The following is a 22,768-nucleotide window of genomic DNA, read 5'->3' as shown; positions in this document are numbered from 1 at the left end:
TCTGGAGGGTCTCGTGGACACCCTGGATCTGGCCCGGTGGCAGTTCGCCGTCACCACCGTGTACCACTTCTTCTTCGTGCCGGTGACGATCTCGCTGGTCGCGATCACCGCCGGCCTGCAGACCGCGTGGTATCGGACCGGCAAGGAGAAGTACCTGCGGCTGACCAAGTTCTACGGGAAGCTGTTCCTGATCAACATCGCGATGGGCGTCGTCACCGGCCTCGTCCAGGAGTTCCAGTTCGGGATGAACTGGAGCGACTACTCGCGCTTCGTCGGCGACGTGTTCGGCGCGCCGCTGGCGCTGGAGGGGCTGCTCGCGTTCTTCCTCGAGTCGACCTTCATCGGGTTGTGGATGTTCGGCTGGGAGCGGCTGCCGAAGCTGGTGCACCTCGGCTGCATCTGGATGGTCGTGCTCGGCACCCAGCTCTCGGCGTACTTCATCCTCGCCGCCAACTCCTGGATGCAGAACCCGGTCGGTTTCCGCTACAACGCCGAGCGCGGCCGGGCCGAGCTGACCGACCTGTGGGCGGTGCTCACCAACAAGGTCGTGCTCGTCACCTATCCACACACGATCTTCGCCGCGTTCATGGTCGGCGGGGCGTTCGTCGCCGCGGTCGCGCTGTGGCACCTGCTGCGGCGGCCGTCGGTCGACCGCGAGGTGTTCCGGACGGCGCTGAAGATCGGCGCGGTGATCGTGCTCGCGGCCAGTGCCGGTGTCGCGATCAGCGGCGACCAGCAGGGCAAGGTGATGACCGAGGTGCAGCCGATGAAGATGGCGGCCGCGGAGGCGCTGTACGAGACCGAGAAGCCGGCCTCGTTCTCGGTCTTCACGATCGGCACGCTGGACGGCTCGAAGGAGATCTTCTCGATCAAGGTGCCGTATCTGCTCTCGTTCCTCGGCACCGGTCATCTCGACGGCGAGGTGAAGGGGATCAACTCGTTGCAGCAGGCGTACGAGACGCTCTACGGACCGGGCTCCTACAGCCCGAACGTGCCGCTCGCCTACTGGACCTTCCGGCTGATGATCGGGGTCGGGATGGCCGCCGGGGCGATCGCGTTGTGGTTGCTCTGGGCAACTAGGAAGGGCCGGGCTCCGGCGAAGTGGCTGATCTGGGTGGTCGCCCCGCTGCCCCTGCTGCCACTCGTGGCGAACTGCTTCGGCTGGATCTTCACCGAGACAGGCCGGCAACCGTGGCTGGTTTTCGGGCTGCTGCCGACGGCCTCGGGAGTCTCACCAGGCACTACCGCGGCTGAGGTGATCACCTCGCTGGTCGGCTTCACCGTCCTGTACGGCGTGCTCGCGGTGGTCGAGGTGAAGTTGATGCTGCGCACCATCCGGGGTGGCCTGGCCGGGACCGACAGCCCGACGCCAGGCGCGGCGCCGGACGACTCCGAACCGGCCGCCGAACCGCTCTCGTTCGCGTACTGAAGGGCTGACTGATGGAGCTCACGACTGTCTGGTTCCTCGTGATCGCGGGGCTGTGGACGGGCTACTTCGTGCTGGAGGGTTTCGACTTCGGGGTCGGCGCGCTGCTGCGGGTGATCGGCCGGGACGAGCCCGAGCGCCGGGCCGCGATCACCACGATCGGTCCGGTCTGGGACGGCAACGAGGTCTGGCTGGTGATGGCCGGTGCGGCCACCTTCGCTGCGTTCCCGGAGTGGTACGCGACGCTGTTCAGCGGGTTCTACCTGCCACTGTTCGCGATCCTGGTCGCGCTGATCCTGCGCGGGGTCGCCCTGGAGTACCGCGGGAAGCGTGCGGATCTGGAGTGGCGCGGGCGGATGGACACGCTGATCACCGTCGGCTCGGTGGTGCCGGCGTTCCTTTGGGGGATCACCTTCGCCAACCTGGTCCGCGGCGTACCGCTGGATAGCTCGCATGAGTTCGTGGGGAGTCTGGGGGATCTGTTCGGGCCGTTCGCGTTGTTGGGCGGGGTGACCTTCGTGGCGGTGTTCGTCACCCATGGCGCGATCTTCCTCGCGCTGCGGACCGACGGCGTGCTGCGAGAGCGGGCGAACCGGTTGGCCGCGCGGCTCGGGATTGTGACGGCAGCGCTCGCCATCGCCTTCCTCTGGTGGGCGCAGGCGCTGCGTGGAGACACCGGCTCGGCGATCGTGGCCGCTGCCGCGGCGCTGGCCTTCGTCAGCGGTCTGGTGGCCAACCGCTTCGGCCGGGAGGGCTGGGCCTTCACCGGGACGGCAGTTGCTACCGGGCTGGCCGTGGTGTCGTTGTTCGCCGCGCTCTTCCCGGTGGTGATCCCGTCCACGCTGGATCCTCAGTCGACACTGACCGCGGTCGAGGCGGCGTCGACGGCGTACACGTTGAAGATCCTGACGATCATCGCGGCCATCTTCACGCCGCTGGTGCTGCTCTACCAAGGGTGGACGTACTGGGTCTTCCGCAAGCGGGTCGTGGTGGCATGAAGCCCCTCGATCCACGGTTGCTGCGCCGGGCCAAGGCGGCCCGGGCCTTCCTGGTGGCGTCGGTGCTGATCGGCATCGCCAGTGGGGTGCTGATCGTCGTCCAAGCAGTCCTGCTCGCCCGCGGTATCGCTGGCGTGGTGCTGCGCGGTGAGGACGTCACTGGGGTTGCCTGGGCGTTGGCTGCGGTTGTTGCGGGGCGGGCCGGGCTGCTGTGGCTGCAGGAGGTGGTCGCACAGCGGGCTGCGGCTGCTGTGAAGTCCACTCTGCGGCGGCAGGTGCTCGAGCACTCGCTGAAGCTCGGACCGGTCTGGCTGAGCGGTGAGCGCAGCAGTGCGCTGACCACGCTGCTGACCAAGGGGCTCGACGACCTCGACCCGTACTTCGCGCGGTACCTGCCGCAATTGGTGCTCGCGGCAACAGTCCCGGCCGGTGTGATCGGTTGGATGGCGACAGGTGACCTGATCGCTGCCGGGACCGTGGTGGTCACGCTGCCGCTGATCCCGATCTTCATGGCGCTGATCGGCTGGGCGACTCAGGCGCACAGCAAGCGGCGCCAGCGGGCGTTGGGGGTGCTCGCGCATCACTTCACGGATGTGGTGACCGGTCTGCCGACACTCAAGCTGTTCGGCCGCGCGAAGGCCCAGCAGGACGCCGTACGGCGAGTCACCGATCGGCACCGGGTCGCGTCGATGAGCAGCCTGCGGGTCGCGTTCCTGTCGTCGTTCGCGCTGGAGTTGCTGGCCAGCATCTCGGTCGCGCTGGTGGCGGTCGGGGTTGGGCTCCGGCTGATCGAGGGGCACCTCGGGCTGGAGACCGCGTTGATGGTGTTGATCCTCGCGCCCGAGGCGTACTTGCCGCTGCGGCAGGTCGGCATGCAGTTCCACGCGAGTGCGGATGGCGTTGCTGCCAGCGAGGAGGTGTTCCGGGTGCTCGAGACGCCGCTGCCGGGGCGGGGCGAGCGGACCGACGTACCGGATCTGCGGACGACGACACTCCAGCTGTATGACGTGACCGTGCGGTATGCGGGACGTCCGGAGCCGGTGCTCGACGGATTCGATCTGGAGGTCCGGCCGGGCGAGGTGGTCGCGCTTACCGGAGCCAGCGGTGCTGGGAAGTCGACAGTGCTTGCGGTGTTGCTCGGGTTCGTCGTGCCGGAGCGGGGTGTGGTGGTGGTCGGTGGGAGTGCGGCCGACGAGTTCGAGCCGAGCGAATGGCGGCGGCAGTTCGCCTGGGTGCCACAGCGGCCGGGGCTGCGGATGGGGACTATCGCGGACAACGTCCGGCTCGGGCGGCCGGCGGCCTCCGACGACGACGTGCGGCTGGCGCTGCTGTCTGCGGGTGCCAGTGAGTTGGAGCTGGACAAGGCAGTGGGCGAGCGTGGCCAACTGCTGTCAGGCGGCCAGCAGCGGCGGGTCGCCCTGGCGCGCGCACTACTGACAGACGCGCCGGTGCTGCTACTCGACGAGCCGACCGCCGGCCTAGACGCCGAGGCCGAGGCAGCGATTGTCGCCGGCCTACGGGCAACGGGCCGGACCGTCCTGATGGTCGCGCACCGCCCCGCCCTGATCGCGGCCGCCGACCGAACCGTCGTAGTCGCAGACCGAGAGCTGGTGCCCGCATGAGCGCCATAGCCGTGCGGTCTGATCGCCTGCCTGGTGGGGGCCGAGGGTTGGTGTGGGGGATGAGCGTGACTGCGGTGGGTCTGGTCGCTTGTGTGGTGGGAGCCGAGAGGTGGGGTTGGGATGAGTAGCTGGGGGTTGGTGCGGCCGGAGCGGCGGGTGTGGTGGCGGTTGGTGCTTGCGCTGGTCGCGGGGGTGGCGGCGTCGGGGTCTGCGGTGGCGTTGCTGGCGACCTCGGCTTGGCTGATCACCACGGCCGCGGCTCAGCCGCCGGTGCTGATCCTGTTGGTGCCGATCGTGGCGGTGCGCGCATTCGGTGTTGGTCGTGGCGTTTTCCGGTACGTCGAGCGGCTCGCTGGCCACGACGCGGCGTACCGGGTGTTGGGGGAGACCCGGGCTCGGATCACCGGTCGGCTGGAGCGGATCGCGCCAGGTGGATTGAGCGGCCGTCGGCAGGGTGACCTGCTGGCCCGGCTGGTGCTGGACGTGGATGCGGTGCTCGACCTGTGGTTGCGCGTGCTGCTGCCAGCGGCGGTCGCCATGGTGACCGCCACTGCGACTGTTGCTTTGTTGGTGCTGCTGCTCCCGGTAGCCGGTGCAGCCGTCGCAGCTGCGGTGTTGATCGCCTGCACTCTCGTTCCCTGGCTGACGGCGAAGACGGCCGCGCGGGCGGAGCGCAGGTTGACCGGAGAGCGTGGTGACGTGGCTGCTGCAGCCACTGAGACTCTGTTGACTGCAGGCGACATCGTCGCGTTCAACGCGGTCGACGAGGTGATGGCTGCGTTCAGTGCGAGCGATGACCGGCTGGCGGCGGCGGAGCGCCGTTCGGCCTGGAGTGCTGGGCTCGGCGGTGCGCTCCTGGTGCTGTGCGTGGGTGGCGCGAGTGTTGCGGGGCTGGTGCTGGGCAGTACGGCGAATATCACCGGCGCGGTGTTCGCCGTACTCGTCCTTACTCCGCTCGCCCTGGCCGACGTCCTCGGCGGAATCCCGGCCGCCGCGCAGCTCGCGATCCGGGTCCGGGCAGCGCTGGGTCGAGTCCAGGAGTTGGTTGATGCGCCAGAGCCGGTGCGCGAACCCTCGGTCGCGCTGCCGTTCCCGCGGGGGCGTGATTTGGAGGTGAAGCACTTGCGCGTCGGGTACGACGGCGACGACGTACTGGATGGGCTCAGTCTGGAGCTGCCGGCCGGGAGCCGGGTGGTGATCACCGGGCCGAGTGGATCGGGGAAGAGCACGCTGGCGGCGGTGCTGCTTCGCTTCCTGGAGCCTCGCGGTGGTGAGGTCCTGATGGACGGTGTGGATCTGGCGAGCATCGAGGGTGATCAGGTGCGGTCGGTCGTCGGGCTGCTGACGCAGGAGAGCCACGTGTTCGACACGACCATCCGGGAGAACCTGCTGCTCGCTCAGCCTGGTGCGAGCGACCTGCGGCTGTGGCGCGCGCTGTACCTCGCTCGCCTCGGGGTGTTCGTCGAGGGCCTACCGGACGGGCTGGACACGATGGTCGGCGAGCACGGGGCTCGACTGTCCGGGGGTGAGCGGCAGCGGCTCGCGTTCGCGCGTCTGCTGCTCGCGGACCGCGACGTACTCGTGCTGGACGAGCCCACTGAGCACCTCGACGAGGAGACCGGCCGGGCCCTGCTGACCGACCTCTTCGAAGCCGCAGGCAAGCGGACAGTCGTCCTACTGACGCACCGGCCCGACCTAGCCCCCGCCCACGCCCGCCGCCAAGCCGTCCACCTCCCCTAAGCGCCGCCCCGCTGGCCGCCCGCACTAACGTCCGAAGGATCCGAGGACGTGGTCGAGTGCGTGGTCGGCGTGTTTTCGGACGCTAACCGCCACGGGCTAGTGGTGGGGTCTGGTGGGTGATCCGTCGCGGGGTGGCTGAGCGCTTCGCCTAGCCAGGAACCCCGCCTCCCCGAATGCGCTCGTCCCATCCGACCGCTCGGATTCGGCCGGCGGCGTACGCGGTGGTTGCTCGCCGCTGCGGCCGGTTTTACAGAGACGGGTGGCTGGGGCAGTCTCTGGCTGGGCCGGATGGTGCGGCCGGTGATCGAGCTTCCCGTTGCCTGAGCTTCTGAGCTTCGGTTGCCGTCGGCGATCAGGAGGCCTGTTGAGTGGCTCGTTTGCGGTGGTTTTCGCGGTTTGCGGGGATCTGCTGCCTCTGAGCGGCAGTAGATCCCCGCAGAGGCGCGATTCGCGGGTCCATCAGCAGGTTCACGGAGTTTCTACTGTCACGGAGCGGCAGTAGGACTCCGTGAATCTCGCAACCGGCACCTTCAGACGACCTCAACTCGTTGGCCGCAACCGGAGCCCGGAAGCTCAGGCGGCGGGCACGCGATCGCCGGCCTCGCCATCCCCCCTCAGCCACAGGCGACGCCCACCTAGTACTTCAGTAAATCGGCCGCTGCGGCGACCAGCCACCGCGTTCGTGTCCGGCCTGTCCGGTGCGGCGCGAATCGGGGGCACACCGGCCGCCTTTGCGGGGATCTGCTGTCACCCAGTGGCAGCGGATCGCCGCAAAGACGCATTAGCCGCGGCTGGGCGGGGTGGTTCGGTCGGTGACCGCGGGTCCCCTCGCCTGTGGCTGACGAGGGTGGTTGCTCCCGACGACGAGGTGGCCTGATGGCTGACCCGTCGCGACTGCTTGGCGACGAGCCCGAGTGCTTCGCTCACGGCTTTGGCTCCATCTGCTGTGCTCCAGGCGGGCGGCCGCTGCATCAGCCAACGCGAGCTACGGCGTCCGCTCACGGAACGCGACGGGAGATGCGCTCTCTGTGGCGAGCAATGCGCGGGGAGTGTCGTGCGTGTGGCGTGATGGATGGCGCATCGGGCGGGTGTTGGCGTGATTGATGCGGGGGGCGGGCCGGGTGTCTGCCAAGATGAGTAACCGTGTTGACCCCAGAGCTTGTCACCTTGCTGACTGACCAGGTCTTGATCGCGATCATCGTTGTCGCGGTGGTGGTGCTGGGCGGCGCGGCCGGACTCGTCGTGACCCGGCGTCGTCGCTCCGCGTTGCCCCAGGCGGATCGCCCGGCGCCGCTGGAGACGGCGGAGCCGAAGGTTGGTGAGGACGCCGAGACGCCGCGGGATACGCCGACGCGCACGCTCGAGGACACTGAGCTGCCGGCCGAGGCCCCGGCTCAGGAGTTGGAGAAGCCCGAGTCGGCGCAGGGGCGGTTGGTTCGGCTGCGGGCCCGGTTGGCTCGCTCGCAGGGTTCCCTCGGTAAGGGGCTGCTTGCGCTGCTGTCGCGCGACAAGCTCGACGAGGAGGCGTGGGAGGACATCGAGACCACCCTCATCACCGCTGACGTCGGCGTGACGCCCACCCAGGAGTTGGTGGAGAAGCTGCGGACGCGGATGCGGGTCGAGGGCGTCGGTCCGGCGCAGGCGCGCGAGATCCTCCGCGAGGAGCTGATCGCGCTGGTGAACCCGGCGATGGACCGTTCGCTCGCGGTGACGCGCAAGGAGACCCAGCCGGCCGTCGTCCTGGTTGTCGGCGTCAACGGCACTGGCAAGACCACGACTGTCGGTCGGCTCGCCCGGGTGTTGGTCGCTGAGGACAAGCACGTCGTACTGGGTGCTGCGGACACGTTCCGCGCCGCGGCTGCGGACCAGCTGCAGACCTGGGGTGAGCGGGTCGGCGCGCGGACCGTGCGCGGGCCGGAGGGAGGCGACCCGGCCAGCATCGCGTTCGACGCGGTCAAGCAAGGCATCGCTGAGGAAGCGGACGTCGTCCTGATCGACACGGCCGGGCGGCTGCACACCAAGACCGGCTTGATGGACGAGCTCGGCAAGGTGAAGCGCGTGATCGAGAAGTCGGCCGAGGTCGACGAGGTCCTGCTCGTCATCGACGCCACCACCGGCCAGAACGGCCTCACCCAGGCCCGCGTCTTCGCCGACGTCATCAATGTGACCGGGCTCGTGCTGACCAAACTGGACGGTACGGCGAAGGGCGGCATCGTGATCGCGGTCCAGCGCGAACTCGGCGTACCGGTCAAGCTCGTCGGCCTCGGCGAAGGTGCCGACGACCTGGCCCCCTTCGACCCGGAACAGTTCGTAGACGCCCTCCTCGACTGACCCGAGCCGCCCCCCAAACAATCGCGCGCCCCCAACACCGCCCGCCTCCCCCCTCCCTCCCTCCCCCAAAGGTAGGTCGCCTTCTCTTTGGGCGCGAGTTCCATCTTTGTGAACCCACCAACCACTTCCGCGCCCCAAATCCGGTTGGTGGATACCCAAAGATGCCCCCGCGCCCAAGGATGCGCTCGGTGCTCAAAGGTGGGTGGGCTTCTCTTTGGGCGCGAGGTCGATCTTTGTGTATCCACCGATCATTTCTGTGGTCCGGATTTGGTTGGTGGGTGCACAAAGATGGGCTCTGTGCCCAAGGATGCGCTTTGCGCCCAAGGATGCGCTCGGCGCTCAAAGGTGGGTGGGCTGCTCTTTGGGTGCGAGGTCGGGCTTTGGGTACCCACCGACCACTTCTGCGGGCCGGATCTGGGTGGTGGGGGCCCACGGATGAGGGGGTGTGCAAACGGCGGCGGGGGTGGTGAGGAACGGGGGGCTGGTCTTTGGGGGTGGGGGGTGGGGGAGGGTTGGGGTGCGTAGCATGTCGAGGGTCGGGGTTTGGCTTCGTCTTCCGGGAAAGAAGCGAAACTAGGAGGACTTGAGATGACGAAGTTTTTGTTGCTGATGAACCATGACGGCGGCACGGCTGAGACAACGATGCACGAGTGGGACGAGGCGGACCGGCAGGCTCACCTGGATCACCTGAACGCGACTCTGGATCGGCTCCGGGAGCGTGGTGAGCTGGTGGAGGTGCAGGGGCTGACGTGGCCGAAGCACGCCAAGGTGGTGCGGGCCGCGAGTGTCAGTGCGCCGGTGATCACGGATGGGCCGTATGCCGAGGCCAAGGAGATCCTGGCCGGGTACACGTTGATCGACGTCGAGTCGGAGGAGCGGGCGCTCGAGATTGCCGCTGAGCAGTCCAGTGCGCCTGGGCCTGGCGGTGTGCCGATCGAGCAGCCGATCGAGGTTCGCCGACTGATGGGTTCGGATGCAGACTTCTGGGACATCTGACCACCACCTCGAGGACCTGCTGCGTGAGCTGACGCCGCAGGTCCTCGGGGCGGTCGTTCGGCGGTCGGGCGACTTCGCGGCGGCTGAGGACGCCGTACAGGAGGCTTTGCTTGCGGCCGCGACCACGTGGCCGCGGGACGGGCAGCCGGACAATCCGAAGGCCTGGCTGATCCAGACGGCGTCGAGACGGTTTATCGACGAGATCCGGCAGGCTCAGGCTCGGCGGCGCCGGGAAGAGCACGCGGCGCTGCGGGAGCTTCCGCCGGAGGAGGTCGAGGAGTACGACGACACGCTCCGGCTGCTGTTTCTGTGCTGCCACCCGGGGCTGACGCCGGCCTCGGCCATCGCGCTCACGCTGCGGGCGGTCGGTGGGCTCACCACGGCCGAGATCGCCACGGCGTACTTGGTGCCTGAGGCAACGATGGCGCAGCGGATCAGCCGGGCGAAGAGCAAGCTCAAGGGTGCGACCTTCGAGCTGACCGCCGATGCGGATCGGCTGCGCAACGTGCTGCATGTGCTCTATCTGATGTTCAACGAGGGCTATGCGAGCAGTAGCGGTGCAGAGCTGCAGCGGAGCGACCTGGCCAGCGAGGCGATCCGGTTGACTCGTGCAGTGCACGCACAGCTGGAGGACGGTCAGGTCACCGGTCTGCTGGCACTGATGCTGTTGACCGACGCCCGGCGAGCAGCACGGACCGGTAGCGGCGGAGAGCTCATTCCACTCGCCGACCAGGACCGGATGCTCTGGAACGCCGACTACATCACCGAAGGCGTCGAGCTGGCGGTCAAGGCGTTCCACACTCCACCACTGGGTGAGTACCAGCTGCAGGCCGCGATCGCTGCGCTCCATGACGAGGTTGCGCACGCTGACGACACCGACTGGCCGCAGATCTTCGCCCTCTACGGACTACTCGAGGACCTGTCCGGCAACCCGATGGTGAAGCTCAACCGTGCCATCGCGGTCGCCATGGTCAGCGGCCCCGATGAAGGGCTCAAGCTGTTGGAGCCGCTGGACGACGAGCTGAGCGGCAACCACCGGCTGGACGCGACGCGCGGGCATCTCCACGAGATGCGCGGCGACCACGACACTGCGGCGGAGTACTTCCGGGAAGCAGCCCGCGGTACGACGAGCCTGCCTGAGCGCGACTATCTGCTGAAGAAGGCCGCTGCGCTCACTGGTACTGGGCAAACGCCGCACTGATGTCCTCATCGGTTGCCAGCAGCAACCGTAGGAGCACCCGCGCCTTGTAGGGGTCGAGGAAGCCACCGTCGATCAGACCGCGCTGCAGCAGGTCGATCTCCGAGCCCGCGGCGTTGTAGGTGTTCCGCACGATCGACCCACCACCAGTGCGCGATGTCAGTACGACGGGCATCGCCGCAGCGAGCTCACCGAGCACCGGAGCGAGTACGGCGGGGACATGTCCCGCGCCGAACCCAGCCACCACCAGACCCTGGTGAGTGTCGGCCAGTCCCTTCAGCAGCAGGCCGTCGTCGTCCATGGTCAGCGTGTAGAGCGCTACCTGGTTGGCGTCCAAGCCGGCGGGCTCGGCGCTGCCCTGGACACCGTCGAGTCGAGCGGGGCGGGCGAGGATGCGGACCTGGTCCTCGACCACGTGGCCGATCGGACCGACGTTGGGCGACACGAAGGTCGCCGTACTGGTGCTGTGGGTCTTGCGCACCCACCGTGCCGCGTGGATCTCTTCCTTGAACACCACGAGTGCGCCGAGGTCACGGGCTGCGGGGGAGCAGGCAACTCGGCATGCGGCCAGTATGTTGGCTGGTCCGTCCGGTCCGGCGAGGGTTGGGTTGCGCATGGCTCCGGTCAGTACGAACGGCTGCGAGTGCGGCCACACCTGGTCCACCAGGAAGGATGTCTCCTCGAGCGTGTCCGTGCCTTGAGTGACGACCACACCGGTCGCACCGGCGGCGACTGCCTTCGATGCGGCGTCCACAACCTCAAGCATCTTCGCTGCGGTCAGGTTGGCGCTGGGGACCTTCTCGATGTCCTGGATCTCTACTGGCTGCCCCAGCTCGGACAGCCCGGGCACAGCCGCCGTCAGATCCGCTCCGGTCAGGCGGTGGCTACCGGCCATCGCGATGGTGCCGCCCAAGGTGAACAACGCGACGCTCACTACCAGCTCCTCAACAGTCCGGACCGACCGCCGAAGATTAGCGGGTGCGTGCCCTCACGTGCATCCGTTCCCCCTGCGGGCCGTAGAGACACAGCAGCTCGGTCGGTCCGGATGCGGCGTTGCCGAACCAGTGCGGCACTCGGGTGTCGAACTCGGCGACCTCTCCGGCGGCCAGGATGAAGTCGTTGTCGCCGAGCACGATCCGGAGCTTCCCGGACAGCACATAGACCCAGTCGTAGCCCTCATGCGTCTTCTGTGCGACCTCTCCGCCCGGCCAGCCTTCCGGCACGATCTGCTTGTACGCCTGGAGGCCGCCGGGCCGCTTGCTGAGCGGAATGATGGTCGCGCCGCCATGGTGCTTGACCGGCTTGAAGTGGACGCGTGGGTCGCCGGTGGTGGGTGCGTCCACCAGCTCGTCCAGCTGCACCTGGTGAGCCCGTGCCAACGGCAACAACAACTCCAGCGTCGGCTTGCGCTGCCCGGACTCCAGCCGCGACAGCGTGCTGATCGAGATCCCGGTCGACTCCGACAACTGCGCCAGCGTCGTACCGCGCTCGACCCGCAGCGTCTTCAACCGTGGGCCCACTGCTTCCAGGACATCCTCGAAGGCTTCCATCTTGCCATTCTGGCAAAGATTGTTGTCGAAAACGAGAAGGCTGCGGATGCTTTGGGTAACGAGAGGAGCTTTGACTATGTATGACGTGATCGTGATCGGTGGCGGCGCGGCCGGGCTGAGTGGGGCGCTCGCGCTGGTGCGGTCGCGCCGGTCGGTGCTGGTGATCGACGACGGCCGGCCGCGGAACGCCCCGGCGGGACATGTGCAGAACTTCCTGACCCGCGACGGCACACCGCCGAGCGAGATCTACGCGATCGGCCGGGAAGAGGTCGCCGGGTACGGCGGTCAGTTCGCCGATGGCACGGTGACTGCGGTCCGCCCGGGTGACGTGTTCACAGTCGAGCTGGCGGACGGTACGACGTACCAGGGGCGACGGATCCTCGTCACGAGCGGTCTGACCGACGTACTGCCTGAGGTGGCCGGTCTGGCTGAGCACTGGGGCAAGGACGTGCTGCACTGCCCGTACTGCCACGGCTGGGAGGTACGGGACCAGGCGATCGGTGTGCTGGCTACCAGCCCGATGGCTGTCCACCAGGCGCAGATGTTCCGGCAGCTGAGTGACGACGTCACGCTGTTCCTGCACACCGGACCCGAGCTGACCGACCAGCAGTGGGAAGAGCTCGCGGCCCGCCAGATCGCCGTCGTACAAGGGAAAGTCGAGGCTGTGGAGGCGGTGGCCGGCAAACTCACCGGTGTGCGGCTTGAGAGCGGCAAGGTCATCCCGCGCGAGGCTCTCACGGTTCAGACCACTCTCCGGGCGAAGGCTGACTTCCTGGTCGACCTGGGTCTCAAGACGACTGTGCAGGAGGCGTTCGGCGCAGTGTTCGGCGATGCGATTGAGGTGGACGCCAAGGGCGAGACGGTGGTCCCGGGAGTCTTTGCGGCGGGCAATGTGACCGACCCGATGGCACAGGTGCTGCACGCGGCTGGTGCGGGGTTGCGGGCCGGTGCTGCGATCAACGGGGATCTGATTGCAGAAGAGACGCGTTTGGCTCTCGCCGTGCGAGGTAGTTGAGAGGTTGAATGACCGGGGTGGTGGGGTGGGGAAGGTATTAGAAGAGCCTCGGGAGGGTGGATGCTGGACACGGTCGACCCCGAGTTCGCCTCGTACGTTGACGCGCGACAGGGGAGATGGCTTCGTACTGCGTACCTTGTGTACGGAGAGCTGGAACGGGCCGAGCACGCTCTGTTGCGCGCCTTCACCCAGCTGTCACTGCACTGGCCCAAGGTGGACGATCCGGACGTCTTCGTCCAGCGTTTGCTTTACCAGCCCGCGCTGACTCGCTGGAGCCGGCTGCGGCCGTTCCCGGACAGCGAAAACCCGGTCGAACAGGCTCTGGCCGACCTCACACCGACCCAGCGAGCCATTCTGGTGCTACTGCACCTGGAAGAGCTCACCGAGTTCGAGGTGGCCGACGTACTGGCCATGTCGCACACTGCTGTGCACGCCCAGGGACTGTCCGCGTTCGAGCGCCTGCGGAGGGCGCTCACAGCAGGGGAGAGCAGATGAGGCGCGAGGACGTCGGACCGCTGCTCGGCCAGGTTGCTGAGCAGCTGCCGGATGTGAACCTGGCAGACAAGGCCTGGACGACCGGCGTGATCCTCAAACGCCGCCGACGCCGTACGGCGCTTGTCGGAATGGTGCTGGCGGTCGGGATCGCGCTGGTCGTCGCAGTGGCCTTCGCCTACGGCTGGTTCTGAGCCGATGGTTGTCTGATCACTCGCAAGGTGATCTCGACCAGGTGGTCGGCGTCCTCGACCTTCGGCATCTGCTCGTTCAGCAGGATCCGGAGCACGAACACCCCGGACAGCCACTGCACCATCATGACCGGATCGGCCGAGCGTCTGATCGGCTCACCGCGGGCCCAGGCGCGTTCCAGGGCAGCCTTTGTGAGCGCGATCCGGCGATCGATCAACTGCCGGTAGATCTTCGCGGACCGCTCGTCGCGGTTCGCCTCACTGATCCCGAGCCGCATCAGAGCGACCCCGGCCGGGTTGTTCACGAAGGCCAGTGCGTTGCCGTAGACCTCTCGCAGGTCTCCGGCCAGTGAGCCCGTGTCGGCATCGGGAATCTCGATGTCGAACAGGCCGGCCATCGCGTCGTTGGCGAGCTCCTCTTTGCTCGCCCACCGCCGGTAGATCGTCGCTTTGCCGACTCCCGCGGCCTCCGCGACGTCGTCCACCGTCATTCCGTCGAACCCACGTTCCAGCAGCAGCTGCACGGCGTACTGGCGGATCCTCGGCTCCGCGTCCGGGTCCCGTGGTCTGCCGCGGCGCGGCGTCACCCCGTGATCGATCTCCATTTCGTTCCCTACTTCGGACGGGAGCAGTGGCGCGGCTGCGGCCCCGTGTGGTCCAGGCCAGAGTGCCATACCGAGGGCCTCAGGCCCCTATGTCACGCCGATGTCACCTGGGCGGCCGCTTTGTCACATGCCGGAAACAAACGGACCGATCGGCTGAAACCGCGTGTCGGCACCGTGTGCGATGTGGCTGGGCGCGGGCTCCCCGGAGTTGTGGAGTTCTCCCGATCGAGGACGCCGGCCACCCCCTGATGACATGGAAGGGATGACGTTGATGGAGATCAACGCCGGCGATACCGCCTGGGTCTTGGCAAGTGCCGCCCTGGTGATGCTGATGACACCGGGCCTGGCTTTCTTCTACGGCGGCATGGTGCGCGTGAAGAGCGTGCTGAACATGATGATGATGAGCTTCATCACCATCGCGGTCGTCACCGTTTTGTGGGTGGTGGTCGGTTACTCGCTGACGTTCGGCGGTGACAACGGGCACGTGATCGGGAACTTCTCCGAGGTGGGGCTGAAGGGCCTGATGGCGCCCGAGGCGATCAGCGGTACCACCCCCGAGCTCGCCTTCGTCGCCTTCCAGCTGATGTTCGCGATCATCACCCCGGCGCTGATCTCAGGTGCCATCGCCGACCGGGTGACGTTCCGCGGCTGGATCGCGTTCGTGGTCGGCTGGACCTGCCTGGTCTACTTCCCGGTCGCGCACTCGGTCTGGTTCCTGGACGACGGCGCCGGCGGCTGGATCGGCGACAAGCTGAAGGCGATCGACTTCGCCGGTGGTACGGCGGTGCACGTGAACGCCGGTGCGGCCGCGCTGGCCCTTGCGATCGTGCTGGGCAAGCGGATCGGCTGGAAGAAGGACCCGATGCGGCCGCACAGCCTGCCGCTGGTCCTGCTCGGCGCCGGTCTGCTGTGGTTCGGCTGGTTCGGGTTCAACGCCGGTTCGGCGCTGAGCGCGGGCACCACCGCCGCAGTCACCTTCGTGAACACGCAGGTCGCCACCGCTGCCGCGGTGATCGGCTGGCTGATCGTGGAGCGGATCGTGCACGGCAAGGCGACCACGCTGGGTCTGGCGTCGGGTGCGGTGGCCGGTCTGGTCGCGATCACCCCGTCCTGTGGCGCGGTCAGCCCGATCGGCGCGCTCATCCTCGGTGTGTTCGCCGGTGCGATCTGCGCCTTCGCGGTCTCGCTGAAGTACAAGCTCGGCTTCGACGACTCGCTCGACGTGGTCGGTGTGCACCTGGTCGGCGGTCTGTTCGGTTCGCTGGCGATCGGCCTGCTCGGCACCGCGGCGGCGCCGTCGGCGGTCGACGGTCTGTTCTACGGTGGCGGTGCGAGTCAGCTCGGCCGGCAGGCACTGGCGAACGTGGTGGTCGGCGTCTACTCCTTCGTGGTCGCGTTCCTCCTGGCCAAGATCATCGACAAGACGATCGGGTTCCGGCTCACCGAGGACGACGAGGTCACCGGTGTCGACCAGGTCGAGCACGCGGAGACGGCGTACGACTTCCTCAGTGCGACCGGTCTGCGGGGCGCGCTGTCGGCCCGCCCGGCGCCGGTGGCGGCGAGCACGGACAATGGGTCCACCGAGACTTCGGAGAAGGAAGGTGCGAACGCATGAAGCTGATCACCGCGGTGATCAAGCCGCACAAGCTGGACGACGTCCGGAACGCGCTGGAGACGTTCGGCGTCACCGGTATGACGGTCTCCGAGGCCAGCGGCTACGGCCGGCAGAAGGGTCACACCGAGGTCTACCGGGGTGCCGAGTACGAGGTGGACCTGGTCCCGAAGGTGCGGCTCGAGGTGGTCGTCGAGGACGGTGACGGCGCCGACGTGGTCGACGTGATCGTGAAGGCCGCGCAGACCGGCAAGATCGGCGACGGCAAGGTCTGGGTGACCTCGGTCGAGACGATCGTGCGCGTCCGCACAGGTGAGCTGGACGGAGACGCCCTCTAGATGGTTGACAGGGCAGAACAGCGGCGCGCCCGGGCCGAGGAGGCCGACGCGCTGCTGTACCTGCTCCTCTCCAAGGCTTGTGACGCCCTCGGTGTGCCCACCGAGGGCGTTGCCCTGGTCGCTGTCGGCGGCTACGGCCGGGAGGAGCTCTCGCCGTACAGCGATCTCGACGTGATGCTCCTGCATGTCGATGGATACCCGCGGCTGGACGAGTTGGCGGCCCAGATCTGGTATCCGTTGTGGGACTCGCGGACCAAGCTGGACCACAGCGTGCGGACTGTCGCACAGGCGAGGACGTCGGCGGCCGACGACGTGCGGGTCGCGCTGGGGCTGCTGGACGCGCGGCACGTCGCGGGGGACTCGCATCTGACGCTGGAGCTGCGGTCCGTGCTGATGGCGGACTGGCGTCGTACGGCGAAGACCAGACTGCCCGAGTTGGCGCAGGCGTGCCGTGACCGGGCCTCGTCGGTCGGCGAGCTGGCGCATCTGGCCGAGCCGGACTTGAAGGAAGCGTACGGCGGTCTGCGGGATGCCGTCGTACTGCGTGCGTTGGTGGCGTCGTGGTTGATCGACGTACCGCATCCCGTGGTGGAGCGGGTGCGGCGCGACCTGCTGGATGTGCGCGACGAGTTGCATGCGGTCGCCGGCCGGGCAACCGACCGGTTGGTTGCCGATGTCGCCGGTGAGGTCGCGGCGGGGCTTGGTCTGGACGGTCGGGACGAGCTGCTGCGACACGTGTACGCGACTGGCCGGACGCTCGCCTATGTGTGCGACATGTCGTGGCGGCGGGTGGAGAGTCTGTTGACTCGGCCACCGCGGTCCCGGCGGTTCCAACGGACTGGTGGGCCGTTGCTGCTGGCACTTGATGAGGGTGTCGGCCAGCACGAAGGTGAAGTCGTGCTGATGCCGGATGCGCGGCCGGAGCGGGACGCCGTACTGGGTCTGCGGGCTGCGGCGGTTGCTGCGGATCGTGAGCTCGGGCTGTCTCCTGCTGTGTGCACGCGGCTGGCTGCGAAGGCGCTGGCGTTGCCGGAGCCGTGGCCTGGTGAGGCACGGCGGTTGCTGTGTGCATTGCTGGGCGCGGGCGAGGGACTGCTGGAGGTGTGGGAGGCGCTCGACCAGGCCGGCTACATCACGCGGATCCTGCCGGAGTGGGACACCGTGCGCTTCCGGCCACCGCAGTCGGCGATCCACCGCTTCACTGTCGACCGGCACCTGCTGGAGACGTGTGTCGAGGCGTCCAAGATGGTGCGGGACGTACGGCGACCTGACCTGCTCCTGATCGCCGCACTGCTGCACGACCTCGGTAAGGCGGTCGACGGCGACCACAGTGTCACCGGTGCGGTGATTGCTGCGCGGATCGCACGTCGGATCGGCTTCAACGAGACGGACTCCGACACGATCACCCTGTTGGTCCGGCAGCACCTGATGCTGGCGCAGGTCGCCACTCGGCGCGATCTGGACGACCCGATGACGGTCGAGCTGGTGTCGGGGATCGTCCGGGACACCGAGACGCTGGACCTGCTGGAGGCTCTCACCTACGCCGATGCTCGTGCGGCCGGTCCTGCGGCGTCGTCGCCGTGGCGGATGCGGCTGGTGGGCGAGCTGTGTCGTCGGGTTCGCGGTGAGCTGTCGGGCGGTGGTGAAGGGATGTGGACGGACACTCCGCCGATTCCGATCCCCGAACTGCAGCAGATCGTCGGTATCGGCCAGCTCGGGGTGGCCGTGACCGAACATCATGGTGACTTGCGCGTCAGCGTCGCCGTACCGGACCAGGTGGGCACGCTGGCGACAGTGGCCGCCGTACTGGCTGTTGAGCGGTTGTCTGTGCGTGCTGCGGTCGTGAGCTCGGTTGATGGGCTTGGCATCTCGCAGTGGACGGTGGCTGGCTCCGCACCGGACCCAGTGCGGTTGCGGGACCGGCTTGCGGTCGCACTGCGCGACAACACTGACCTGGTACGGCGCTTGGCCGCGCGCGACTCGTCCGCTCCCCGGGTGGCGAGTCGGGTCGATCTGTTGCCAGGGGCATCGGAGACCGCGACTGTGCTGCAGGTACGTGCTCACGACCGGCCAGGACTCATGTACGACGTCGCCGCGGCCATAGCGGCGACTGGTGCTGACATCCGCTCTGCACACGTCAGCACGCTCGGAGCCGAGTGTGTGGACGTTTTCTACCTCACTGATCGCCATGGCTCGCCGCTGGAAGAGGAGGACGCGCGGACCACCGCCAAGACCGTGCTGGATCGCCTGACCTTCTAATCTCGTCGCTATGGGCGTCGTAGCGGGTCTGCAGCAGCAAGCGATCGAGTGCGAGGCACTCGGGTCCACGATGTACGCCGAACTGATTCGGCGGATGGTGGACGACTACGAACTCGGTGGCGCGTCCACCGGCGTACTCGCAAGCTACGAGGGTCATCCCCACGACGAGGACATCGTCCTGCCGTTGCTGGGCGCAGTGCACCGGCTGGTGCTAGCCGGGGAGGCGCCGGAGCTTGCGGGCTTCTATCCGAGCGTTGGTGGCGAGTGGGACCCGGTCCTCGGCTGGGAGGCGTTCGAGCAGGTGCTGCAGTCACGTGCTGCTGAGCTGCGCGCCGTACTGCTGCAGCCGCCGCAGACCAACGAGGTCCGCCGCTCGGTCGCCCTGTACGGCGGTCTGCTGCAGCTAGTGGACGAGATCCCGCTGCCGGTGCGACTGTGCGAGATCGGTTCGAGTGCCGGGCTGAACCTGCGTGCTGACCACTTCCGCTTCAACCTGGCGGACGGAACGTCGTACGGGGCAGTGGACAGCCCGGTGGTCATCGAGGCGGCGTGGTCGGGCCGGGAGGTGCCGCGGCCGGCGCTGCGGATCGCAGAGCGCGTGGGTAGTGATGTGGCACCGGTGAACCCGCTGACCGCGGAGGGTGCGCGCACGCTGACCTCGTACGTGTGGGCGGACCAGGTGGAGCGGCTGGCGCGGTTGCGGGGCGCACTGGCGATCGCGCAGGAGGTGCCGGTCGACCTGCGGCGTGAGGACGCGGTGTCGTTCGTCCGCGGGCTGGAGCTGTCCGAGGGGCACGTGACTGTGCTGTGGCACTCGATCATGTGGGGCTATCTGCCGCCGGAGGACCAGGCGGCGGTGGACGCGGCGCTGGCTGAGCTCGGGGCGCGGGCGGGGGAGTCGACGCCGTTGGCCCGGCTGCGGCTCGAGCCGCCGGGTGAGTGGGGAGACGAGTTCCTGGTCGAGCTGCAGACCTGGCCGGGTGGCGTCCGCCGGGTGCTCGGACGTGCCGATCCTCACGGCCAGGGGATGGTCTGGGAGCTTCCCTTCGAGGTCGAGGAACGACTAGCCTAAGTTAGGTAAGGCTTACCTATCTCAAGGGAGTTCCCGCTCAGATGATGCGTCGTATCGTTCTGACTCTCACCGCTGCCGTCGCCCTGACCGTCGGCGTCGTCGCCCCGGCTTCCGCTGCGCCTGGCAGCGCCTCGAATCTCGGCAAGACCCTGAACGCCTCGAACGCCACCGGCCTGGCCAAGGCTGGTGAGACCATCACCGTCACCGGTAGCGGCTACAACCCGGCGCAGGGCTACTACGTCGCGCTGTGCGCGGTCCCGTCGGACTACAGCTACGGCACCAAGCCCAGCCCGTGCGCAGGCGGCGACGGTCAGGGCGGTACGACGGTCGGCCCGTCCGCATGGGTGACCAACAACCCCCTCGGCGGCAGCGCGTCGTACCCGATCGCCTCCAACGGGACCTTCACCGCCCAGATCCGGATCGCCGAGGTCAACCCGGGCCTCGACTGCAGCGACCCCGACATCACCTGCGCGATCGTCTCCCGCCGCGACCACTTCGCGGCGAGCGACCGCACCGGTGATGTCTACATCCCGGTGTCGTTCAGCTGAGTGCTGCGACCAGGGTGTCGGTAAGTTCTGCTGCGTAAACCTGCTCGGGATCGAGGTCGGGGTCGTAGATGCCGATATCGATCCCGATGCATTTCTCCGCCGTGAGCAGTGGGTGCAGTAGCTGTCGCAGTTGGTCGTGGTCGATGCCGCCCGGGTCGGGGCTGTCCACGGCCGGCATGATCGCGGCGTCCAGGATGTCGACGTCGAGGTGCACCCAGAAGCCGTCCAGCTCGGCCAGGTGGTCGAGCACTCCGGTCGCGGCGCCGGATGGGTCCGCGATGACGTCCAGGGCTGACCAGTGCGGGATCCCTGCTTCGTTGAGCGTCTCCAGGTAGGACTCGTCTTCGCGGTATCCGAGCATGACGGCGTCGGTGTCGCGCACGTACGGCTTCAGGCCTTCCAGATCGGTCAGGTCGTCCTGCCCGCGCCCGGTCACCAGCGCCAATGCTTCCCCGCCCGCAGCGCCGACGTACTCATCGTTGTCGACGGTCCGCATGTCCGAATGCCCGTCGAGGTACACCACGCCGTACCGGCCGCGCCGCTTCAGAGCCAAGGTCGGCCCGAGCAGGTTGCTGCACTCACCACCCAGCAGTACGACGAACTTGCCGTCGTCGACGAGCGTGCCGATTCGATCCGCCAGCCGCACGCTGTACGACGCCATCGGGCCCGCGTTGAACACGCCGTCCCCGGGCTTCCAGTCCCCACGGTCATACCGAGGCGGCACCACGCATCCCGCATCGGCGGCCCCGATGCGCTCGATGATGCCCTGATCCCGCAGCGCCCCCGCGAGCTTGTAGCACCCCGGCACCGTCCCCTCCATCGGTGGCCGCAACCCCAAGTTGGATGGCCCGTCCAGCACGACCCGACTACGCCCCACTCGCATGCCCCTAACCGCTAATCAACGCAAGAGTGGTTAATCCTCCAATCCCCGTCCACCCCTGTCAACCAACGACGTCAATCGCCTTGAGCACGCATCAACCACGCATCTGCCCTGCGGATGGTCGAACCGTGCTCAAGGGGCCGCTGGTGGCGTGCTTTGAGCTCCCATCGACCATCTGGGGGGCGGTCTGGATGACTGAACCGTGCTCAAGGCGGGGCGGGGCGTGGGTGGCCGGTAGACTCGTGGAGTTGTTCGGTGCTCGCTAGAGGATGGACTTTCCCGTGTTCGACACGCTTTCCGATCGGTTGTCCGCTGCGTTCAAGAATCTGCGCGGCAAGGGCAAGCTGACCGACGCCGATATCGAGGCGACGACGCGGGAGATCCGGATCGCGCTGCTGGAGGCGGACGTCGCGCTGCCGGTGGTCCGCGAGTTCATCGCGAAGATCCGGGAGCGGGCCAGCGGGGCCGAGGTGCGCGGGGGGCTGAACCCGGCGCAGCAGGTGATCAAGATCGTGAACGAGGAGCTGGTCGGCATCCTCGGCGGGGAGACCCGTGAGCTGCGGATGGCGAAGCGGCCGCCGACGGTCATCATGCTGGCGGGTCTGCAGGGTGCCGGTAAGACGACCCTCGCGGGCAAGCTGGCCAAGTGGCTGAAGGAGACCAAGCACCAGACGCCGATCCTGGTCGCGGCCGACCTGCAGCGTCCGAACGCGGTCACCCAGCTCCAGGTGGTCGGTGAGCGGGCCGGGGTGCCGGTGTTCGCGCCCGAGCCGGGCAACGGTGTCGGCGATCCGGTGGACGTGGCCCGGAAGGCGATGGACGAGGCGCGGGCCAAGCAGCACAGCGTGGTGATCGTCGACACGGCCGGCCGGCTGGGTGTCGACGAGGAGCTGATGAAGCAGGCCGCCGACATCCGCGACGCGGTGAACCCGGACGAGATCCTGTTCGTCGTCGACGCGATGATCGGTCAGGACGCGGTGGTCACCGCGCAGGCCTTCCTCGACGGGGTCGGCTTCGACGGCGTGGTGCTGTCCAAGCTGGACGGTGACGCCCGCGGTGGTGCGGCGCTCTCGATCGCGCAGGTGACCGGCCGCCAGGTGATGTTCGCCAGCAACGGCGAGAAGCTCGAGGACTTCGACGTCTTCCACCCCGACCGGATGGCGTCGCGCATCCTCGGCATGGGTGACGTGATGAGCCTGATCGAGCAGGCCGAGCGCACCTTCGACGCGGACGCGGCGGCCAAGACCGCCGCCAAGCTGCAGAAGAAGGGCGGCAAGGACTTCACCCTGGACGACTTCCTCGCCCAGATGCAGTCGGTGCGCAAGATGGGCCCGCTGACCAAGATCTTCGGCATGCTGCCCGGCGCCAGCCAGTTCAAGGACCAGCTGGAGAACTTCGACGAGCGCGAGATCGACCGCATCGAGGCGGTCATCCACTCGATGACCCCGGCCGAGCGCACCGACCCGAACATCATCAACGGCTCCCGCCGGGCCCGGATCGCGAAGGGTTCGGGGACCGAGGTCGCCACCGTCAGCGGCCTGGTCGAGCGGTTCTTCGAGGCTCGCAAGATGATGTCCGCGATGGCCTCCGGCAAGGGCATCCCGGGGATGCCCGGAATGCCGGGGATGCCCGGCGCCGGCGCCGCGGGCGGCCGCAAGGCGAAGCAGCAGAAGCTGGCCAAGGGGAAGAAGCGCGGTTCGGGCAACCCGGCCAAGCGGGCCGGTGGCGCGCCCCAGCCGCAGGAGCCGCAGCCGGGCCAGCTGCCGGCCGCGTTCGGCGGTGGCGGCCAGAACGGCGGCGATTTCGAGCTGCCGGACGACCTCAAGAAGATGCTCGGCGGTCAGTAGCGGGCAGTGATCGGGCACCGCACCTGCCCGATCGGACAACCGGTCACT

At 68.0% G+C, this 22,768-nt stretch carries 20 protein-coding genes; 16 read left to right on the top strand and 4 right to left on the bottom strand.

The genetic code is table 11. The features are described 5' to 3' along the window. Positions 1 to 13: 13 nt before the first annotated feature. The 7 genes from OG474_RS02405 to OG474_RS02375 all read left to right on the top strand — a co-directional run bounded on the left by OG474_RS02405 (position 14) and on the right by OG474_RS02375 (position 10,314). Positions 14 to 1,429 carry a cytochrome ubiquinol oxidase subunit I gene (locus OG474_RS02405; protein WP_405060507.1) on the top strand — a complete coding sequence of 472 codons (1,416 nt, stop codon included), beginning with the start codon at positions 14 to 16 and terminating at the stop codon, positions 1,427 to 1,429. An 11-nt stretch (positions 1,430 to 1,440) separates the two neighbouring features. Further along, on the top strand, positions 1,441 to 2,424 hold the full coding sequence (gene cydB / locus OG474_RS02400) for a cytochrome d ubiquinol oxidase subunit II (RefSeq protein WP_405060506.1): 984 nt from the start codon (positions 1,441 to 1,443) through the stop codon (positions 2,422 to 2,424). After that, positions 2,421 to 4,046: a thiol reductant ABC exporter subunit CydD gene (gene cydD, locus OG474_RS02395; RefSeq protein ID WP_405060505.1), complete on the top strand. Its 1,626-nt coding sequence runs from the start codon at positions 2,421 to 2,423 to the stop codon at positions 4,044 to 4,046. The genes cydB and cydD overlap by 4 nt, the downstream gene beginning before the upstream one ends. A 120-nt stretch (positions 4,047 to 4,166) precedes the next feature. Further along, the gene (gene cydC / locus OG474_RS02390; RefSeq protein ID WP_405060504.1) at positions 4,167 to 5,786 is read left to right on the top strand and encodes a thiol reductant ABC exporter subunit CydC; all 1,620 of its coding nucleotides are present in this window, start codon (positions 4,167 to 4,169) and stop codon (positions 5,784 to 5,786) included. Positions 5,787 to 6,929: 1,143 nt separating this feature from the next. Beyond that, on the top strand, positions 6,930 to 8,117 hold the full coding sequence (gene ftsY, locus OG474_RS02385; RefSeq protein ID WP_405060503.1) for a signal recognition particle-docking protein FtsY: 1,188 nt from the start codon (positions 6,930 to 6,932) through the stop codon (positions 8,115 to 8,117). 588 nt (positions 8,118 to 8,705) lie between these two features. Then, positions 8,706 to 9,113, top strand: a complete 408-nt coding sequence (locus OG474_RS02380; RefSeq protein WP_405060502.1) for a YciI family protein — start codon at positions 8,706 to 8,708, stop codon at positions 9,111 to 9,113. After that, positions 9,091 to 10,314, top strand: a complete 1,224-nt coding sequence (locus OG474_RS02375; RefSeq protein ID WP_405060501.1) for an RNA polymerase sigma factor — start codon at positions 9,091 to 9,093, stop codon at positions 10,312 to 10,314. Before OG474_RS02380 ends, OG474_RS02375 begins: the two co-directional genes overlap by 23 nt. Here OG474_RS02375 and OG474_RS02370 read toward each other — a convergent pair. Continuing rightward, a complete protein-coding gene (locus OG474_RS02370; protein WP_405060500.1) occupies positions 10,286 to 11,245 on the bottom strand; it encodes an asparaginase in 960 nt (319 codons plus the stop codon). The two genes, OG474_RS02375 and OG474_RS02370, sit on opposite strands and share 29 nt — an antisense overlap. Before the next feature lie 37 nt (positions 11,246 to 11,282). After that, on the bottom strand, positions 11,283 to 11,861 hold the full coding sequence (locus OG474_RS02365; protein ID WP_405060499.1) for a helix-turn-helix domain-containing protein: 579 nt from the start codon (positions 11,859 to 11,861) through the stop codon (positions 11,283 to 11,285). A gap of 76 nt (positions 11,862 to 11,937) precedes the next feature. On the opposite strand from OG474_RS02365, the gene OG474_RS02360 reads away from it, so the two are divergent. Genes OG474_RS02360 through OG474_RS02350 form a run of 3 tightly spaced genes read left to right on the top strand, consistent with a single transcriptional unit; the run spans position 11,938 to position 13,562 of the window. Continuing rightward, on the top strand, positions 11,938 to 12,876 hold the full coding sequence (locus OG474_RS02360) for an NAD(P)/FAD-dependent oxidoreductase (RefSeq protein WP_405060498.1): 939 nt from the start codon (positions 11,938 to 11,940) through the stop codon (positions 12,874 to 12,876). Between the two features lie 60 nt (positions 12,877 to 12,936). Then, a complete protein-coding gene (locus tag OG474_RS02355; protein WP_405060497.1) occupies positions 12,937 to 13,371 on the top strand; it encodes a sigma factor-like helix-turn-helix DNA-binding protein in 435 nt (144 codons plus the stop codon). Continuing rightward, the gene (locus OG474_RS02350) at positions 13,368 to 13,562 is read left to right on the top strand and encodes a hypothetical protein (RefSeq protein ID WP_405060496.1); all 195 of its coding nucleotides are present in this window, start codon (positions 13,368 to 13,370) and stop codon (positions 13,560 to 13,562) included. The genes OG474_RS02355 and OG474_RS02350 overlap by 4 nt, the downstream gene beginning before the upstream one ends. Here the strand turns inward: OG474_RS02350 and OG474_RS02345 are convergent. After that, a complete protein-coding gene (locus OG474_RS02345) occupies positions 13,547 to 14,164 on the bottom strand; it encodes a TetR/AcrR family transcriptional regulator (protein WP_405060495.1) in 618 nt (205 codons plus the stop codon). The two genes, OG474_RS02350 and OG474_RS02345, sit on opposite strands and share 16 nt — an antisense overlap. Positions 14,165 to 14,426: 262 nt before the next feature. On the opposite strand from OG474_RS02345, the gene OG474_RS02340 reads away from it, so the two are divergent. Genes OG474_RS02340 through OG474_RS02320 form a run of 5 tightly spaced genes read left to right on the top strand, consistent with a single transcriptional unit; the run spans position 14,427 to position 19,993 of the window. Then, the gene (locus OG474_RS02340) at positions 14,427 to 15,779 is read left to right on the top strand and encodes an ammonium transporter (protein WP_405060494.1); all 1,353 of its coding nucleotides are present in this window, start codon (positions 14,427 to 14,429) and stop codon (positions 15,777 to 15,779) included. Next, complete coding sequence (locus OG474_RS02335) at positions 15,776 to 16,114, top strand: P-II family nitrogen regulator (protein ID WP_405060493.1); 339 nt, start codon at positions 15,776 to 15,778, stop codon at positions 16,112 to 16,114. The genes OG474_RS02340 and OG474_RS02335 overlap by 4 nt, the downstream gene beginning before the upstream one ends. After that, on the top strand, positions 16,115 to 18,373 hold the full coding sequence (locus OG474_RS02330) for a [protein-PII] uridylyltransferase (protein ID WP_405060492.1): 2,259 nt from the start codon (positions 16,115 to 16,117) through the stop codon (positions 18,371 to 18,373). A 10-nt stretch (positions 18,374 to 18,383) separates the two neighbouring features. Continuing rightward, positions 18,384 to 19,445 carry a DUF2332 domain-containing protein gene (locus OG474_RS02325; protein WP_405060491.1) on the top strand — a complete coding sequence of 354 codons (1,062 nt, stop codon included), beginning with the start codon at positions 18,384 to 18,386 and terminating at the stop codon, positions 19,443 to 19,445. A 41-nt stretch (positions 19,446 to 19,486) separates the two neighbouring features. Beyond that, entirely contained in the window at positions 19,487 to 19,993 is a 507-nt protein-coding gene (locus OG474_RS02320; protein WP_405060490.1) for a hypothetical protein, read from the top strand. Here OG474_RS02320 and OG474_RS02315 read toward each other — a convergent pair. Further along, complete coding sequence (locus tag OG474_RS02315; protein WP_405060489.1) at positions 19,986 to 20,813, bottom strand: arginase family protein; 828 nt, start codon at positions 20,811 to 20,813, stop codon at positions 19,986 to 19,988. The two genes, OG474_RS02320 and OG474_RS02315, sit on opposite strands and share 8 nt — an antisense overlap. 341 nt (positions 20,814 to 21,154) lie before the next feature. Here OG474_RS02315 and ffh point away from each other — a divergent pair, with 341 nt between their 5' ends. After that, positions 21,155 to 22,720, top strand: a complete 1,566-nt coding sequence (gene ffh / locus OG474_RS02310) for a signal recognition particle protein (protein WP_405060488.1) — start codon at positions 21,155 to 21,157, stop codon at positions 22,718 to 22,720. Positions 22,721 to 22,768 lie beyond the last annotated feature (48 nt).

Origin of the sequence: Kribbella sp. NBC_01505 (assembly GCF_045040285.1) — a bacterium.
Taxonomy (GTDB): Bacteria; Actinomycetota; Actinomycetes; order Propionibacteriales; family Kribbellaceae; genus Kribbella.
Note: the sequence above shows the minus strand (reverse complement) of the source record. Positions and strands in the feature narration are given on the sequence as shown.